Annotated in this window: 14 protein-coding genes; 10 read left to right on the top strand and 4 right to left on the bottom strand. The window is 63.7% G+C overall.

Annotated features, from left to right (window positions below; genetic code table 11):
- Nucleotides 1–5: 5 nt before the first annotated feature.
- Both ACEN9T_RS21585 and ACEN9T_RS21580 read right to left on the bottom strand, forming a co-directional pair.
- The gene (locus ACEN9T_RS21585) at nucleotides 6–1,763 is read right to left on the bottom strand and encodes a GGDEF domain-containing protein (protein ID WP_413708495.1); all 1,758 of its coding nucleotides are present in this window, start codon (nucleotides 1,761–1,763) and stop codon (nucleotides 6–8) included.
- A gap of 382 nt (nucleotides 1,764–2,145) precedes the next feature.
- Nucleotides 2,146–2,427, bottom strand: coding sequence for an antibiotic biosynthesis monooxygenase family protein (locus ACEN9T_RS21580; RefSeq protein ID WP_413707012.1), 282 nt, complete (start codon nucleotides 2,425–2,427; stop codon nucleotides 2,146–2,148).
- Between the two features lie 255 nt (nucleotides 2,428–2,682).
- Here ACEN9T_RS21580 and ACEN9T_RS21575 point away from each other — a divergent pair, with 255 nt between their 5' ends.
- Complete coding sequence (locus ACEN9T_RS21575) at nucleotides 2,683–3,732, top strand: AI-2E family transporter (protein ID WP_092977176.1); 1,050 nt, start codon at nucleotides 2,683–2,685, stop codon at nucleotides 3,730–3,732.
- A gap of 30 nt (nucleotides 3,733–3,762) precedes the next feature.
- Here the strand turns inward: ACEN9T_RS21575 and ACEN9T_RS21570 are convergent, their stop codons facing one another.
- Nucleotides 3,763–5,010: a saccharopine dehydrogenase family protein gene (locus ACEN9T_RS21570; RefSeq protein ID WP_413707011.1), complete on the bottom strand. Its 1,248-nt coding sequence runs from the start codon at nucleotides 5,008–5,010 to the stop codon at nucleotides 3,763–3,765.
- 442 nt (nucleotides 5,011–5,452) lie between these two features.
- Here ACEN9T_RS21570 and ACEN9T_RS21565 point away from each other — a divergent pair, with 442 nt between their 5' ends.
- Entirely contained in the window at nucleotides 5,453–7,039 is a 1,587-nt protein-coding gene (locus tag ACEN9T_RS21565) for an isocitrate lyase (protein ID WP_316853201.1), read from the top strand.
- Nucleotides 7,040–7,127: 88 nt separating this feature from the next.
- Here ACEN9T_RS21565 and ACEN9T_RS21560 read toward each other — a convergent pair whose 3' ends face one another.
- Nucleotides 7,128–8,069 (bottom strand): LysR family transcriptional regulator, encoded by a 942-nt coding sequence (locus ACEN9T_RS21560; RefSeq protein WP_413707010.1) that lies wholly within the window; start codon nucleotides 8,067–8,069, stop codon nucleotides 7,128–7,130.
- 252 nt (nucleotides 8,070–8,321) lie between these two features.
- Between ACEN9T_RS21560 and ACEN9T_RS21555 the strand changes: the two genes are divergently transcribed.
- The 8 genes from ACEN9T_RS21555 (at nucleotide 8,322) to ACEN9T_RS21520 (ending at nucleotide 15,986) form a co-directional block, all read left to right on the top strand.
- Nucleotides 8,322–9,638, top strand: a complete 1,317-nt coding sequence (locus ACEN9T_RS21555; RefSeq protein WP_092977064.1) for a cation:dicarboxylate symporter family transporter — start codon at nucleotides 8,322–8,324, stop codon at nucleotides 9,636–9,638.
- A 19-nt stretch (nucleotides 9,639–9,657) separates the two neighbouring features.
- Nucleotides 9,658–10,221, top strand: a complete 564-nt coding sequence (locus tag ACEN9T_RS21550; protein WP_092977061.1) for a carboxymuconolactone decarboxylase family protein — start codon at nucleotides 9,658–9,660, stop codon at nucleotides 10,219–10,221.
- Between the two features lie 26 nt (nucleotides 10,222–10,247).
- Nucleotides 10,248–11,081, top strand: coding sequence for an SDR family NAD(P)-dependent oxidoreductase (locus ACEN9T_RS21545; protein ID WP_092977058.1), 834 nt, complete (start codon nucleotides 10,248–10,250; stop codon nucleotides 11,079–11,081).
- Between the two features lie 2 nt (nucleotides 11,082–11,083).
- Nucleotides 11,084–11,905, top strand: a complete 822-nt coding sequence (locus tag ACEN9T_RS21540; protein WP_092977055.1) for an amidohydrolase family protein — start codon at nucleotides 11,084–11,086, stop codon at nucleotides 11,903–11,905.
- A gap of 9 nt (nucleotides 11,906–11,914) precedes the next feature.
- Complete coding sequence (locus tag ACEN9T_RS21535; protein WP_092977052.1) at nucleotides 11,915–13,216, top strand: MFS transporter; 1,302 nt, start codon at nucleotides 11,915–11,917, stop codon at nucleotides 13,214–13,216.
- Nucleotides 13,213–14,151, top strand: coding sequence for an SMP-30/gluconolactonase/LRE family protein (locus ACEN9T_RS21530; protein WP_413707009.1), 939 nt, complete (start codon nucleotides 13,213–13,215; stop codon nucleotides 14,149–14,151). Before ACEN9T_RS21535 ends, ACEN9T_RS21530 begins: the two co-directional genes overlap by 4 nt.
- A gap of 39 nt (nucleotides 14,152–14,190) precedes the next feature.
- A complete protein-coding gene (locus tag ACEN9T_RS21525) occupies nucleotides 14,191–14,988 on the top strand; it encodes a substrate-binding domain-containing protein (RefSeq protein ID WP_413707008.1) in 798 nt (265 codons plus the stop codon).
- A gap of 116 nt (nucleotides 14,989–15,104) precedes the next feature.
- Complete coding sequence (locus tag ACEN9T_RS21520) at nucleotides 15,105–15,986, top strand: alpha/beta fold hydrolase (protein ID WP_254775752.1); 882 nt, start codon at nucleotides 15,105–15,107, stop codon at nucleotides 15,984–15,986.
- The last annotated feature ends 50 nt before the right edge of the window (nucleotides 15,987–16,036 follow it).

The raw sequence follows: 16,036 nt of genomic DNA, 5'->3' as shown, positions 1-16,036 counted from the left end.
GCGCATCAATCCGCCGCAACCGCTACGTCTGGCGACGCAGGCGGGCGGTCTGTCATCACGCAGTTGCGTCCCGCCAGCTTGGCGGCATAGAGCAGATGGTCTGCCCGTCGCAGCAGCGGCTCCAGTTCAGGGCCATCTGATGCGGCCGCTGCCGCCACGCCAAAGCTGGCCGTCATGCGGCATGGCAGATCGGTGCCGGTGGGCACCGTCACCTCGGCAATGCGATGGCGCAGATGATCCGCCACCGCGCGCGCCTGCGCCAGGTTATCCGCCCACACCATCACCGCGAATTCTTCGCCGCCGATGCGCGCCACCATGTCGGCGGATGGGCCCGCGGCGCGGCACAGGCTTGCAACGGTGCGCAGCGCTTCATCTCCGACGGCATGGCCGTACGTATCGTTGATGCGCTTGAAGTGGTCGATGTCGAACATGATGAGCGCAACGAGCCGCGCTTTCGGCTGCGGCGATTTGCACATCGCGCTGGCCCGGTCTTCAAAGGCGCGGCGGTTGAGCAGCTGGGTGAGCGGGTCGGTCTCGGCCATGCGTGCGAGTTCCTGCATCAGGTGCGCGCGTTCCAGCTCCAGCCGGCGGCGCTCGATGCTATTGATGCGCAGCACCCGGATCGCCTCGAACATCGCGCGGATCTCGCGCCGTGCAAAGCCGGTCGGGATATGCACGCTCAAGTTGCCGCGCGCAATCCCGTCGATCAGCCGCGTGGCGTTGACAAACGGCCCCACCACGTTGCGGCGGAACGAAACCGTCATCCATGCCAGTGCGCCGAGTACCGACACCACCGCGCCTGCCGAGCCGATGAGCACCAGCAGCATCGCGCGCCGATGTTCGCGGATGTCGTCATCCGCCAGGCGCAGCACGATGTCGCGGAAATCCGTGATGGCGCGCATGGTGGGTACATAGCGCTCGGCGAATGCGGCGGGGGGGATATCGACGCCACCGGGCTGGCTGGCTTTGGCGCGCACGGCGGCCACATAGCGCAGCCCGTCGCCGAAGTACTGTGCGCCGAGCGTGGTGACGGCGTGCTGGTTCAATGCTGATTGCGCACCCACGCGGGTCTCGATCATGCTGCGCAGTTGGTCGATGCGGCCTTGGGTGCGTTCGATGGCAAGCTGCTCTTCAAACGTGAGCGTGCGGTGCATGGCCAGCGCACCGGTAAAGCGCGAACCGAGCTGGCCCGCGTATTCACGCAGATCGGCCGAGAGCCGCGCAAGCGTCAGGCAATTGAGCACGTCGGGATCGCCCCGCGTGATGTTGGCCGTGCGCGCGTTGACGATGGGCAGGAAGTCGGGGATCACCGCGATCATGCGGTTCACGCCGTCGGCCAGGTCGTTGCTGCTGCGCGAGCGCAGCGGCAGTGCGGTCAGCCGGTCGATGTTGGCGCGCGCAGCGGCCAGATGCGTTTGGGCGTGGCGCGCGGCGGTGATGTCGGCTTCACAGCCTGGGCAATGTTCGGGGCTCAGGGCGTCGAGCAATTGGGCGACGTGTTCATCGCTGGCGGCGCGCATGCGTTGCAGGGCCGCCTTGCGCTCGGCGGGCAGCGGCAAGTCTTCGCCCAGCACGCCGTTGGTCGGGCCGCGTTCGGCTGAAACCTTCTCCATGGCCAACAACGTCATGCGCAGCGCCTGGACGCTGCGGGCGGCATCGTCGGCGCGGCCGTATGCCAGCCACGCGTAGCCCAGCAGCCAGCACGATAGCGACAACACCGGAACGAGGACGATGGCGACGCTGGCGCCAAAGCGCCTGTCCATCGACGTTTCAGAAGACATGACGAAGTGGTAGAGCGTCTTGGCGGGCGGTTTGGCAGAGCCGGGAGGCAGTTGCAGATGGGTTGCACAGGTGCCCGCGCTTGTTGCTGCGCATGCAGTGCACATCTGTGGCTAACGGCAGCATCGGGGGCTTCTTTACCGTGCCATTGGACCCGCGCCGCGTGGGGGCACTGCAAACAAATGCAAAAGGATTCTTGCGGGATGTTCAGGCCGGAGCACTGAAAAGGTGCCGAGGCGGTCAGGTCGTTGCCTCGGTATGGCACGAGAGGCGGGCGTCCGGGCCGCGCCGCACGCATCTCGTGCCCTAGGGAATTGAATGACGCTGGTGGGCCGCTCAGGGCCGACTGGGGCTGATTGGGGCCGATTATTTCACCGCAACCTTGGAGTGCACGACCTCCGGCGCCTTCGCGAAAAATGGCCCCACCAGCTTGCGCCATTCCTGGAAGTCGGCGGATTCGCGAAAATCGACCATATGGTCTTCTACGGTGTTCCAGCGCACGAGCAGTACGTAGCTGGTGTCGCGCTCGACGATGTGGTGCAACTCGGCGCCGTGGCAGCCCTTGGCGCGAGCAAACAGCGGCAAGGCTTGCTGGACGGCGGCTTCAAACTCGCGTTGCTTGCCGACGAGAATATCGATGTGAGCCATTTCGAATACCACGTTGTGCTCCGTTCGGTTGATGGGGTGAGAGGACTATAGCCGGCAATCCTCGTCGCCGTAGCCCGCCCGGCATCGGGGTTGTTCGGCTGTGCGGGCGCTGGTTTTCGGCTGGCTTCGCAAGCCTATCTGCCCGGCCGGTCGCCCCTATGACAACCGCGGTTGCGCGGGCATACTCGGATTTCATTGCCTTGGCCCAGATCCTGCTCGGGCCCTTCAGACGTCACCTTCAAGCGAAAGCAATCCATGGATAGCGGAAACGGCCACCAGAAATTCTTCTCCCTCCTGCTGTTTGTCGTCACGCTCGGGCTGTGCTGGATCCTCTCGCCGTTCTTTGGCGCGGTGTTCTGGGGCGTCATCCTGGCCATCCTGTTCCAGCCCGTGCAGCGCGCGCTGGTCGCCCGGATGGACAAGCGGCGCAATCTCGCCGCGCTCACCACGCTCACCCTGATCATCCTGATCGTGATCCTGCCCGTCATCTTTGTGACGGCGACCATCGTGCAGGAAATCGGGGTTGCCTATCAGGAAATCCAGAGCGCCCAGCCGAATTACTCGCGCTACCTTTCGGAAGCGGTTCATGCGCTGCCCACATGGGTGCAGCAACTGCTTGCAAAAGCCGGGCTGACCAACATTGCCGGCATCCAGAGGAAGCTCGCCGACGGGGCTGCGCAGATCAGCCAGTTTGCCGCCGCGCAGGCGCTGAGCATCGGGCAGAACACGTTCCAGTTCGTGGTCGGTTTTGGCGTGATGCTGTACATGGTGTTCTTCCTGCTGCGCGATGGCGCCGAGATCGGCCGCCGCGTGCGCCGCGCGCTGCCGATGGACGAAGAGCACAAGCGTCTGCTGCTGACCAAGTTCACGACCGTCGTGCGGGCCACCGTGAAAGGCAACATTGCCGTCGCGCTGGTGCAGGGCGCGCTCGGCGGGCTCATCTTCTGGTTCCTCGGCATTGACGGCGTGGTGCTGTGGGGCGCACTGATGGCTTTCCTGTCACTGCTGCCCGCGATTGGCGCCAGCCTTGTGTGGATTCCGGTCGCGCTCTACTTCCTGATGGTGGGCGCGATCTGGAAATGCGTGATCCTGGTCGCCTTTTGCGGTGGCGTCATCGGCCTGGTCGACAACCTGCTGCGCCCGTTGCTGGTCGGCAAGGACACCAAGATGCCCGACTGGGTCGTGCTGATCTCGACGCTCGGCGGTATGGAGTTGTTCGGCATCACCGGTTTTGTGATCGGGCCGCTGGTCGCTGCGCTCTTCATGGCCAGCTGGGACATCTTTGCGCGCGGGCAGAACGAATGAAGCTTCGGCCCGGCGGGCGGCCCATCGCGCTTATATCCGCTCGAACCGCAGACCTGCGTGGCGGGTCAGGCGCTCGATGAATCGGTCATCAAACATCGTGGCCGGTGTCCAGAAACCGCCCGGGCGCCCGGTCTTGGTGCCGTCGTCTTTCACGTGGTCCAGCGCGAGGCTGGCGGCAGCCTGGCCCAGCATCTTGCCGGTCGAGCCATAGCCGGGGTCGCGATCCCCTGTCACCTTCACCCGCAAGGTGTTTCCTTGATCGGTGCGGCCAAAGAGCCGCAGGTCATAGCGGCCTGCCAGTTGCGCCGCAGGCGTAGGGCCTTCGCCGGGTTTGGGCAACAGAAAACGCTGCATCGCCATGCGAGCGGGCTTGATGACAATGCCGAGCATGAAGGCACCCAGACCGGCCACCATCGTCACGGCTTTCAAACGACCGCTCAGGCCCGCCCCGGTGATCACCGCTTCGTCGTAGGTGAATGGGTTGCCATACGCGTTGCCGGACAAGGCGTTGGAGCGGTGCACCACGCGCTCGTTGATGGCCGCCATGACAAAGGGCGCAATCCACACGTCGAAATCGGCGTCGAATGCCGCGCCCTTGATCGAGCGCTGGCGTGCCGTGAAGCCGTGGCCCGGGGGGCAGAGGGCGTAAGGATCGGCCAGTTCCCGGCGCAAGGCGGGGTCGGCAGCGGCTTCTTGCACGACGTTGATCAGGCTGGCCACAGTGCCGCCAGATGCACTGCCCTTGAGCGTTTTGACGCGCAACTTCACCTGCGTGGCGGGCGTACCCCATTGCCGCATGGCTTGTTGCTGGAGGAAGTAGACACCCATGTCCGACGGCACCGAGTCGAAGCCGCAGCAATGCACGATGCGTGCCCCAGACTGCTGCGCTGTCGCCTCATACTTGTTGATCATGCGCTTGATCCACTGGGTCTCGCCGGTGAGGTCGCAGTAGTCTGTCCCGCTTTCGGCGCAGACCTTGATCAAGGGCTCGCCGTACAGCGCGTAGGGGCCAACCGTGGAGACCACCACGCGAGTCTGCGCGCACAGTGCCCGTAACTGAGCTTCATTCGCAGCGTCCGCCACGAGGATCGGGAGGGACTCAGCCGCCGCGCCTAGCGAACGCTTGACGTCCAGCAACTTCGCTTCCGATCGGCCGGCAATGGCCCAGCGCAGCGTTTCTCCATCGCCCGAAAAGTGTTCGGCCAGGTAGCGGGTCAGGATCTGGCCGACAAAGCTGGTGGCGCCAAACACGACAACGTCATAGGCCGGAGCGGGCATAGAGTCTTCCTTTTTGATGGGCGGATGAAGGTGCCGGGACGGCCGCCTTCTGTCGTTCAGCGGCAAACAATAGTGAAGGCGCCAAGCCAGCCAGGCAACTGGCATCGTTGGTATCGCTCGGCCCAGGCAAACACGCGTTTCCTCCCCTGCGCGCCCTCCGCACTTACAGCCCCCGGCACCTGAAAGTCCATTTCACATTACGGAATTTGCGCGGAATTTCTCTGGCATCGCCTTCCCGTTTGCTGAAAACACGTTCCGCATCGCAAAATTTGTTGTCTATCTCTTTGAAAAATAAAGAAAAACTAACTCTTATGTCTTATATAAGACCTTGCTGCGACGCGTCAAAGCCGACCTACAATAAATCCACGCTGCTCGCTTCGAACTCCGGAGCTGCACACGCAACCGATTCTTCTCAAACGCGCTTTATTTCCAGGAAATTGACATGGCCCAGTATCAAGACGACATCAAGGCAGTTGCCGGTTTGAAAGAAACCTACGGCAGCGCATGGAACGCGATCAACCCCGAGTACGCGGCCCGCATGCGCGCGCAGAACAAGTTCAAGACGGGTCTGGACATCGCCAAGTACACCGCCAAGATCATGCGCGCGGACATGGCCGCCTACGACGCCGATCCGTCGAAGTACACGCAGTCGCTCGGTTGCTGGCACGGCTTCATCGGCCAGCAGAAGATGATTTCCATCAAGAAGCACTTCAAGAGCACCGAACGCCGCTACCTGTACCTGTCGGGCTGGATGGTCGCTGCGCTGCGCTCGGAGTTCGGCCCGCTGCCGGATCAATCGATGCACGAGAAGACTTCTGTCAGCGCGCTGATCCGCGAGCTGTACACGTTCCTGCGCCAGGCCGACGCCCGTGAACTGGGGGGCCTGTTCCGCGAACTGGACGCTGCCAAAGACGCCGCTGCCAAGGCCGCCATCCAGGAAAAGATCGACAACCACGTGACCCACGTGGTGCCCATCATTGCCGACATCGACGCTGGTTTCGGCAACGCAGAAGCCACGTACCTGCTGGCCAAGCAGTTCATCGAAGCGGGCGCCTGCTGCATCCAGATCGAAAACCAGGTGTCAGATGAGAAGCAGTGCGGCCACCAAGATGGCAAGGTCACCGTGCCGCATGAGGACTTCCTGGCGAAGATCCGCGCGATCCGCTATGCGTTCCTGGAACTGGGCGTGGACGACGGCATCATCGTCGCCCGTACCGATTCGCTGGGCGCCGGCCTGACCAAGCAGATCGCCGTGACGAACACGCCGGGCGACCTGGGCGACCAGTACAACGCGTTCCTCGATTGCGAAGAACTGTCGGCCGACCAACTGGGCAACGGTGATGTCGTCATCAAGCGCGATGGCAAGCTGCTGCGTCCGAAGCGCCTGCCGAGCAACCTGTTCCAGTTCCGTGCCGGCACGGGCGAAGCGCGTTGCGTGCTGGATTGCATCACCTCGCTGCAAAACGGCGCAGACCTGCTGTGGATCGAAACCGAAAAACCGCACATCGCCCAGATTGGCGGCATGGTGAGCGAAATCCGCAAGGTCATCCCGAACGCCAAGCTGGTGTACAACAACAGCCCGTCGTTCAACTGGACGCTGAACTTCCGTCAGCAGGTGTATGACGCGATGAAGGAAGCCGGCAAGGATGTGTCGGCCTACGAGCGCGGCCAACTGATGAGCACGGAATACGACGACAGCGAACTGGCGAAGCTCGCCGACGAGAAGATCCGCACGTTCCAGGCCGATGCGTCGCGCGAAGCCGGCATCTTCCACCACCTGATCACGCTGCCGACGTATCACACCGCCGCGCTGTCGACCGACAACCTGGCCAAGGAATACTTCGGCGACCAGGGCATGCTCGGTTACGTGGCTGGCGTGCAGCGCAAGGAAATCCGCCAAGGCATCGCCTGCGTCAAGCACCAGAACATGTCGGGCTCGGACATCGGCGACGACCACAAGGAATACTTCAGCGGCGAAGCAGCGCTGAAGGCTGCGGGTAAGGACAACACGATGAACCAGTTCCACTGATTCATTGATCGACTGATTCGGTCATACCCCAAGCAAAACGCCAACCCATCGCGGGTTGGCGTTTTTTTTTGGCCGTGAGACGGCCTGGTCAGTGAGCACCGTCCTTCGGCCAGACCACATCGGCTTTCCACGATTCCGACGCAATGAATTGCTTGAGCCTGTCTTGCAGCATGGCGGTCCAGGCAGCGGCAAAGCGGGAAGGGGGATTCTCGCGCAAGGTCGTGATCGCCACGCTCGAACGGATGCCGGGGCGGCCGATGCGATGCGCCACGAGTTCACCACGCGCGATCTCCTCCTTGATCGCGATGTAGGTGAGGATCGAATAGCCGGCGCCGGATTTCACCAATTGCTTCGTCAGCGACACGCTGTCGACCTCCAGGGCGATGCGCAGGCGCACACCGTGCTGGATCGCCGCCTGTTCGACCAGGCGCCGGTTGCTGTGCGGCAGGCCGGGCAAGATCAGCGGAAGGGTCGCCAAGTCGCGGATCTGGTATTCGCGCTTGTCAGCCTCTGAGCCGGGCGGTCCCACGAGGATCATGGGCTCGCTGAACAACGGGCGTACGTGGAACGCATCCAGCGGCGGCTGGTTGTAGACGACGGCAAGGTCAACACGCCGGTCCAGCACCCACTCCTGCAGCGAGCTGCTCAGGCCTTCTCGCACGTGCAGTGACACCCGCGGCCACTGCGCCCGAAAGTCCTGGACGAGATCGGCGCCGATCAGCGCGCCCATGGTCGGCGGCAGGCCAACGGCCAGATGCCCGCGCTCCTCGTCGGCGCTGGCACGTACGTCTTCGCTGGTTTCGCTGAGCAGGTGCGTGATCATTTCAGCGCGCTCCAGCAGACGCGAGCCCGCCGAGGTGAGCCGGACGCCCCGGCCATGCCGAACCAGCAGCGGCACGCCAATCTCGGTCTCCAGTTTTGCAATCTGCCGGCTCAGCGCCGGTTGCGCGATGTACAGCTCGGCGGCTGCACGGCTGAAACTGCCGGCACGCGCCACGCGAATGAAGCTCTTGAGTTCTCGGATGTCCATGCTTGCGTTGAGATATGCCGTGTCAGCATAGGTTTGTATGTTCACATGGTCTTTGTCAAGAAAAGACCGTCAATCTATGCTTTCTACAAATAACAAATCACCCAACTCGTACAGGAGACGGCTCGCCCCTCAGGCCAACGGCCAGCGGCGTTCACGCCCCCAGTGACGACCGCCTTTCAAGCAAGACAAGTCCAGCACGCTGGTGCCGCCTGGTAGCGGCAGAGCGGTGAATGACTGGACGCAGGAGACACCATGAAACATCTGAAGAAGCTGCACGTGCAGGTCTTGATCGGCCTGGCGTGTGCGGTCGTCCTCGGCATCGCTGCACCGCAGTGGGCCGTTGCCATGAAACCCATCGGGCAGGCGTTCATCGCGCTGCTGAAGATGATGCTGGCCCCGATCATCTTCTGCACGCTCGTGCAGGGACTGGCGCATGTGCGCGACCTGCGCATGCTGGGCCGCATGGGCGTGAAGTCGCTGGTGTACTTCGAGGTAGTCAGTACGGTGGCCATGGTGCTGGGCTTTGTGCTCGTCAACGTGTTCGAGCCCGGTGTGGGGCTGCATGCCACCAACCTTGCAGAAAGCGCTGATGCGGTGAAAGCCACAAGCGGCGCCGGCGGCATCTCGGCCGTCAACTATCTGCTCAGCCTGATTCCACACACGCTGGTCGATGCCTTTGCCAAGGGCGACATCGTGCAGGTGCTGATCATCTCGATCCTGGCAGGCTTGGCGCTGAACCTCTCGGTGGGGCCGGACTCGGTTCTGTTGCGTGGCATGGACGAAGCGCAGAAGGTGCTGTTCCGCATGCTCGGCTTCATCATGAAGCTGGCACCGCTCGGCGCGTTTGGCGCCATGGCTGCAGCCGTGGGCAGCTATGGCGGCGTGACGCTGCTCTATCTGCTCAAGGTCATCGTGCTGTATTACGCCGCGTCGCTGCTGTTTGTGTTCGGCGTGCTCAGCTCGATTACGTGGATGATCGGTCTGCCGTATTTCAGCGTCCTCAAGCTGATTCGCGACGAGATGCTGTTGATCTTCGGCACGGCATCAAGCGAGGTGGCCTTCCCGCGCCTGGTGGAGAAGCTGCAACGCGCAGGTTGTGATGAGGCCGTAGTCGGTTTCGTACTGCCCGCCGGCTACAGCTTCAACCTCGACGGCACCTCCATCTACATGGCCATCGCCGTGGGTTTCATTGCGCAGGCGACGGACACGCCGTTCTCGCTGTGGCAGCAACTCGGGCTGCTCGCCATCCTGAGCCTCACTTCCAAGGGCGGGACCACGGTCGCCGGCGGGGCGTTCGTCAAGCTGGCGGCCACGCTGCAATCGGTGCGCTCGCTGCCCGTGGCCGGCCTCGGTTTGCTGTTCGGTATCGACCGCGTGATGGCGATTGCCACTGCGCTCGTCAACGTGGTGGGCAACACCGTGGCGGTGTTCGCCATCGCCCGCTGGGAAGGTGCGTTCGACGCCGAAGCTTTCCAGCGCGAGACCGGCGGGCAGGCCCGTTCTTCTCTCCTCAAGCTGCAGAAGCCCGCCGCACAGGCTGCGGTGGCGCAGGACGCGCTGACTCACTAAGCCACTGAACAACATCAACATGCAACGCATTCCCGCCCTCGATCCTGATGCGCTGGACGCAGACCAGCGCGCCGTCTACGACGCCATTGCCAACGGCCCCCGCAAGGGTGTGCGCGGCCCGTTGGCCGTCTGGCTGCATCGCCCGCTGCTGGCCGACCGCGCACAGGCACTCGGACGCTACTGCCGCTACGACAGCAGCCTGCCGCCGCGCCTGTCCGAGCTGGCCATCCTGTTCATGGGCCGCTACTGGCTGGCGGAATACGAATGGGCCGCGCACAAGCCGTTCGCGCTGGAAGCCGGTGTGTCGCCGGTGGTGATCGACGCCATTCGTGATGGCATGAACCCGGCGTTCGCGCAGCGCGACGAGGCGCTCGTCTTCGCCTTCCTGACGCAACTGCATGCCAAGCGCGAAGTGGACGACGGCCTGTACGCCGAGCTGGTTGGCGCCATCGGGCAAGACGGCGTGGTCGATCTGGTGGGCATTGCGGGCTACTACACGCTCATCTCCATGACCATCAAGGCATTCAACGTGCCCGCGCCGGCCGGTGCGACGCCGGAACTGCCGACGCAACTGCCGATGTAACGGCAATAAGCAACGAGGAATTCACTGTGCAAGCAACGACCGAATTTGAACAAGCCACGGCTGCGGGCCGTTTGGCAGGCAAGGTGGCCATCGTGACCGGCGCGGGCTGCGTCGGGCCGGGCTGGGGCAACGGCCGCGCTGTGGCCGTGCTGTTTGCGATGGCTGGAGCGCGCGTATTCGCCGTCGACAAGAGCTTCGATGCCATGGAAGAAACGCTGCGCCGCGTGCGCGAGGCGGGTGGTGAGGTCACACCGTACACCTGCGACGTGACCGACACCACGGCCGTCAAAGGCATGGTCGATGCCTGCGTGGAGCAATACGGCCGCGTCGATATCCTGGTGAACAACGTTGGTGGCTCCGCTGCCGGCGGCCCTGTGGCGTTGTCGGAAGACAAGTGGGATGCCCAGGTCGCGTTCAACCTCAAGAGTGTTTACCTCACCTGCAAGCACGTGCTGCCCGTGATGGAAGCACAGGGCAGTGGCGCCATCGTCAATACGGCGTCGACATCCGGGATCCGCTGGACGGGCTCGGCGCAAGTGGCTTACGCCGCGTGCAAGGCCGGCGTGATCCAGCTCTCCAAGGTGGTGGCGGTCGAGTATGCGAAGAAGGGCATTCGCGTGAACACCGTGGTGCCGGGGCAATTGCATACGCCTATGGTGGAAGTGCGCCTGGCTGGCCAGCGCTCCGGCGGCGATGTCGACAAGCTGCTGGAAAGCCGCCTTGCCCGCATTCCGCTTGGCTTCATGGGCGACGGGCGTGATACCGCGCATGCCGCGCTGTTCCTGGCTTCTGACGAGGCGCGTTTTGTCACAGGTACCGAAGTCGTGGTCGACGGCGGCATGACGGCTCGGTGCGACTGACCATGCAAGGCGAACTGAACGGCGGCGTGTGGGATTGCCATACGCACATCTACGGGCCCTGGGACGCGTTCCCGCTGCCGGCCGACGCGTCGTATCGACCGGCAGAAGCCCCGATGACGCAACTGCTTGCGCTGCATGAGCAACTAGGCGTTACGCACGGTGTGCTGGTGCAGGCGGCGTGCTACCAGTCGGATCACCGTGCGCTGCTGTCAGCGCTGGCGATGACGAAAGGGCGCTATCGCGGCGTCGCGCTGGTCGACCACACCACGAGTGACGACGCCCTGCGTGAACTGCATGAAGGCGGCGTGCGTGGCATCCGCTTCAACTTCATGGGTCACCTGCCGGGCGATCGTGATCTGGGCCGCTTGCGCGAACTCGCCGAGCGTGTCGGGCCGATGGGTTGGCACGTGCTGCTCCATGGGCAACTGGATCAGCTTCTGCTGGTGCTTAACGCGTGGGAAGACCTCGACGTGCCGCTGGTGATCGACCACATGGCCCGGCAGGATGCGACCCGACCGCTGGACGAAGCTGCCATGCGGGAGCTGGAGCGTCATCTGCGTCAAGACAATCGGTGGATCAAGTTGTCGGGAGTCGACCGCCTGATGCAAGGCGCAGCGCCGCCCTGGACTGCAGCGCTGCCCCTGGTCAGGCGGCTGGTGCAAGCGGCGCCCGAGCGGGCCATCTGGGGCACGGACTGGCCGCATCCCAACATCAAAGGCGACGTGCCCGACGACAGCAGCCTGCTCGCGTTCGTGCAGGAAGCCTGCGGCGCCGAAGCAGCTGAAGCTGTGTTGGTCCATAACCCGCAGCGGCTCTATTTCTGAGGCATCGCCATGCAAGCCACGTTGATCGATGCCACCCAGGCAGAGCACTCTGCTGAGCAGAGCGCCTGCCGCAAGGCTGCCTGGCGCCTGGTTCCGCTGCTGGCGCTAGCTTACTTTGTCAACTATCTCGATCGGACCAACGTCGGCTTTGCCGCGCTGACCATGAACCGCGATCTGGGTTTGAGTGCGGCCCAGTTCGGCCTGGCTGCCGGCATCTTCTATGTTGGCTATTGCCTGTTCGAGGTGCCGAGCAACCTGGCGCTGTATCGCTATGGCGCGCGCCGCTGGCTGGCGCGGATCATGATCACATGGGGCCTGTTTGCCGCCGCCACGAGCCTGGCTGTCGGCCCCAATAGCTATGCGGCGATCCGCTTGCTCGCTGGTATTGGCGAGGCGGGCTTCTTCCCCGGCGTCATCTTCTATCTGACGCTGTGGTTTCCGTCGCGCTATCGCACACGCATGATGGGCTGGTTCCTAGCCGCGATTCCGTTGTCGTCGGTGTTCAGTGGGCCGTTGTCGGTATCGATGCTGGAGCTGGACGGTTGGCTCGGGCTGCACGGCTGGCAATGGCTCTTCATCCTGCAGGGGTTGCCGGCCTGCGTGCTGGGCGTGCTGTGCCTGCGCATGCTGACCGATCGCCCGGATAACGCAACATGGCTGACAGCGGAGGAGCGCGCCGCCCTGGCGGCTGCCATCGAGCGGGAGCGCAGCACAGCGGTTGAGCATCGCCTCGGGCCCGCCCTCAAAGACGCGCGTGTCTGGCTGCTGACGGGAATCTTGTTCAGCTACATCATCGGCATTCTCGGCATTGGCGTGTGGATGCCGACCATCTTGAAGACGCATCACCTCTCGAACACGCAGGTGGGCTTTGCTACCGCACTGCCCTACGTCGTCGGCGCCTTGGTGATGCTGGGCTGGGCACGTGTGGTGGCCCGCACGCAGCGCTACGTTCGTCATCTGGTTATCACCTGTGCGGTGGCGGCGCTGGGCTTCTTTGCGTCGGTGGCGTCCGATGCGCTGGTGCCGGCCATGCTCGGATTGACGGTGGCGGTGGTCGGGCTGTCGTCCGTGCGCACCTGCTTCTACAGCATTCCAGCCACGTTCCTCGATAAGCAGGCCGCTGCGGGCGGGCTGGCATTCATCAACTCGGTGGGCAGTCTTGGCGGGTTGTTTGGCCCGTACATGGTGGGCTGGCTCAAAGATGCGACGGGCTCGTTCAAGGCGGGGCTGATTGGCATGGGTGCCATGTTGGTGCTGGCAACGCTGCTTTCTCTGGTGCTGCTGACACGCGTCAAGGAGGGCCAGCGATGAGTAACGATGGATGGCAACCGAGCCTGCGTACACCCGACCCCGCGGTGCGCATCCTGGACCCGAGATTCGAGCACTACCGTTTGCCGCACGCAAAGGTCGAACGGCTCTGGACGGGCTGCCGCTGGGCAGAAGGCCCCGTGTGGTTTGGCGATGCAGGGGCGCTCTATTGGACCGACTTGCCGAACGATCGCATCTTGCGTTGGGATGAGGCGTCCGGCGCAGTGGCGACATACCGCGCGCCCTCAGACAAAGCCAACGGTCTGACGCGCGACAGGCAGGGCAGGTTGATTGCCTGCGAGCATGGTCAGCGCCGCGTCACGCGCACGGAATACGACGGCAGCATCACCGTGTTGGCCAGCGAGTTCGATGGCAAGCCGCTCAATTCTCCGAACGATGTGGTCGTTGCCAGTGACGGCGCGGTGTGGTTTACCGATCCGCCGTTCGGCCTAGTGAGTGACTACATGGGCCAGATTGCCGAGCCGCAGTTGCCGGCCAGCATCTACCGGATCGACCCATGCGGACGATTGGACTGTGTTGCCGACGATGTGCTCGGCCCCAACGGATTGGCGTTCTCGCCGGATGAACGCACGCTTTACGTGGTGGCATCGCGTGCGCGGCCGCGCGAGATCCTCGCCTTCGATGTGGTCGACGGCAAAGCGCTGGGCGATCGCCGTGTGCTGATCGATGCTGCGGACGGTGCGCCGGACGGCTTCCGTGTCGATGTGCACGGCAACCTGTGGTGCGGCTGGGGCACGGGCACGGCGGAGCTTGATGGCGTGCGCGTGTTCGCCCCCGACGGCACCGCGATCGGTCACATCGCACTGCCGGAGCGTTGCGCGAACCTATGCTTCGGCGGCCGACACCTCAATCGCCTGTTCATGGCGTCCACCACATCGCTCTATGCCCTGTACGTGAATACACGCGGGGCGGTCTAGCCCTGTACCCCACACCAATAACGAACGAGGAGACAAGACATGCCAATCCAATCCACCATGCGCCGCTTTGCGGTGCGCAGCCTCTGTGCAATTCCCCTCATTGCCGCCACTAGTGCCGCGTGGGCCGCCGATGTCCACGTGCTGGCGACCGGCGCGTTGCACGCCGCCTTCGAGAAGGTCATACCGGCGTATGAGCAGCAGTCGGGCAACCATCTGGTCATCGCGTGGGGACCGTCCTATGGCACCTCGCCCGACGCCTTGCCGATGCGAATCAAGAACGGCGAGCCGATGGATGTGTGCTTCATGATCGGCGCCGCCTTGACGGACCAAGTGAAGCAAGGGCGCTTCATTCCTGAGTCGCGCGTTGACCTGGTGGCGTCAGGTGTGGGCGTGGCGGTGCGCAAGGGCTTGCCCAAGCCGAATATCCAGACCGTTGACGATCTGCGGCAAACCTTGTTGGCGGCCAAGTCGGTGGCATTTTCCGAAGGGGCGAGCGGTACCTACATCACCGGCACGCTGTTCGAGCGTCTTGGGATTGCCGAGCAGATGAAAGCCAAGAGCGTGCTGATCCGGGGCAAGGAGCTGGTCGGCTCGGCGCTTGAGCGCGGCGAGGCGGATCTGGGCCTGCAGCAGATCAGTGAGCTGCGGGCATTCGACGGCATCCAATATGTGGGGCCACTGCCTGCTGAAGTGCAGAAGACGAGCGTGATTGCCGTTGCAGTGGCAAAGGATGCCAAGGAGCGCCAGGCCGCCGAAGGTCTCATCACGTATCTGCGTTCTCCGGAAGTCGCCGCCAAGCTGATCCAGACGGGGCTCGATCCGATTTCCACCAAATAGAAATAGCCCGATCCGTTGCGGTTGTCCGGTGCATCGCGGTGGGTTTCCAGCCGCGAGGGGCAACTGCTGCCCGAAACAAACAACAACCGGGCCAGATCCCGGAACAAGGAGACTCCATGACGTTGCAGAAGTGCCTTCTGGGCGCCGCATTAATTCTGACGATGTCCGCCTGCGCCACGTCGACACAAACCAGTCCAGACGTGCAGCGAAAGCTCGTCCGCCACGGCGATGTGCAGATCGAAACCCTGAGCCAGGGAAGTGGGCCGACCGTTGTCATCCTGCCGTCGCTGGGGCGCGGCGCTGAAGACTACGACGAGGTGGCCCGCCTGCTTGCTGCGGATGGGCTGCGTGTCCTGCGTCCGCAACCGCGCGGCATTGGCCAAAGCAAGGGCCCGATGGCCAATCTCGACATGCATGCGTTTGCGGCCGACGTTGCCGCCGTGCTCGATCAGGAAAAGACGGGGCCCGTTGTCGTGGTGGGGCATGCCTGGGGCAGCCAGCCGGCGCGCATGCTGGCGGTGGATCGGCCGGACTTGGTACGCGGCCTTGTCATGGCTGCAGCCTCTGCCGGCAAGCTGCCGCCCGGCTCCAACGAAAAGCCCTATGGCCGGTTGCGCGAAGCGATTGATGGCTCCGGCAACCTCGCGCTGCCTGAGGCAAAGCGTCTGGACTATCTGCGTCAGGCGTTCTTCGCTCCGGGTCACGACCCGAAGCCGTGGCTGGGCGGTTGGTATCCCGATACCCACCATGCACAGGCCCACGCCCGCAACGTCACACCTGTGGATGCGTACTTTGCCGGCGGCACGGTGCCCATGCTCGATCTCCAGGCGCAGTACGACGCGGTGGTCGTACCCAACGTGTTCAAGCCCATGCTGGGCAACCGCGTGACCGTCGAGGTGATTTCCAACGCCGGGCACGCCATGGCGCCTGAGCAACCCGCAGCGATGAGCCGCGCCATCGCGCGCTTCGCCCGACGTGTCTATGCGGGCGCGTCCTGATTCCGTCTACACAACAACACGCGCGCCGGCGCATCCGCGCGGCATGCCTA

Origin of the sequence: Ralstonia sp. Ralssp110 (genome assembly GCF_047325135.1) — a bacterium.
In the GTDB taxonomy this organism is placed as follows: domain Bacteria; phylum Pseudomonadota; class Gammaproteobacteria; order Burkholderiales; family Burkholderiaceae; genus Ralstonia; species Ralstonia mojiangensis.
Note: the sequence above shows the minus strand (reverse complement) of the source record. Positions and strands in the feature narration are given on the sequence as shown.

Excerpts from the sequence above, each read along its gene's own strand:
- ACEN9T_RS21585 (WP_413708495.1), bottom strand. The coding sequence starts at position 1,763 with ATGGACAGGCGCTTTGGCGCCAGCGTCGCCATCGTCCTCGTTCCGGTG.
- ACEN9T_RS21580 (WP_413707012.1), bottom strand. The coding sequence starts at position 2,427 with ATGGCTCACATCGATATTCTCGTCGGCAAGCAACGCGAGTTTGAAGCC.
- ACEN9T_RS21575 (WP_092977176.1), top strand. The coding sequence starts at position 2,683 with ATGGATAGCGGAAACGGCCACCAGAAATTCTTCTCCCTCCTGCTGTTT.
- ACEN9T_RS21570 (WP_413707011.1), bottom strand. The coding sequence starts at position 5,010 with ATGCCCGCTCCGGCCTATGACGTTGTCGTGTTTGGCGCCACCAGCTTT.
- ACEN9T_RS21565 (WP_316853201.1), top strand. The coding sequence starts at position 5,453 with ATGGCCCAGTATCAAGACGACATCAAGGCAGTTGCCGGTTTGAAAGAA.
- ACEN9T_RS21560 (WP_413707010.1), bottom strand. The coding sequence starts at position 8,069 with ATGGACATCCGAGAACTCAAGAGCTTCATTCGCGTGGCGCGTGCCGGC.
- ACEN9T_RS21555 (WP_092977064.1), top strand. The coding sequence starts at position 8,322 with ATGAAACATCTGAAGAAGCTGCACGTGCAGGTCTTGATCGGCCTGGCG.
- ACEN9T_RS21550 (WP_092977061.1), top strand. The coding sequence starts at position 9,658 with ATGCAACGCATTCCCGCCCTCGATCCTGATGCGCTGGACGCAGACCAG.
- ACEN9T_RS21540 (WP_092977055.1), top strand. The coding sequence starts at position 11,084 with ATGCAAGGCGAACTGAACGGCGGCGTGTGGGATTGCCATACGCACATC.
- ACEN9T_RS21535 (WP_092977052.1), top strand. The coding sequence starts at position 11,915 with ATGCAAGCCACGTTGATCGATGCCACCCAGGCAGAGCACTCTGCTGAG.
- ACEN9T_RS21530 (WP_413707009.1), top strand. The coding sequence starts at position 13,213 with ATGAGTAACGATGGATGGCAACCGAGCCTGCGTACACCCGACCCCGCG.
- ACEN9T_RS21525 (WP_413707008.1), top strand. The coding sequence starts at position 14,191 with ATGCCAATCCAATCCACCATGCGCCGCTTTGCGGTGCGCAGCCTCTGT.
- ACEN9T_RS21520 (WP_254775752.1), top strand. The coding sequence starts at position 15,105 with ATGACGTTGCAGAAGTGCCTTCTGGGCGCCGCATTAATTCTGACGATG.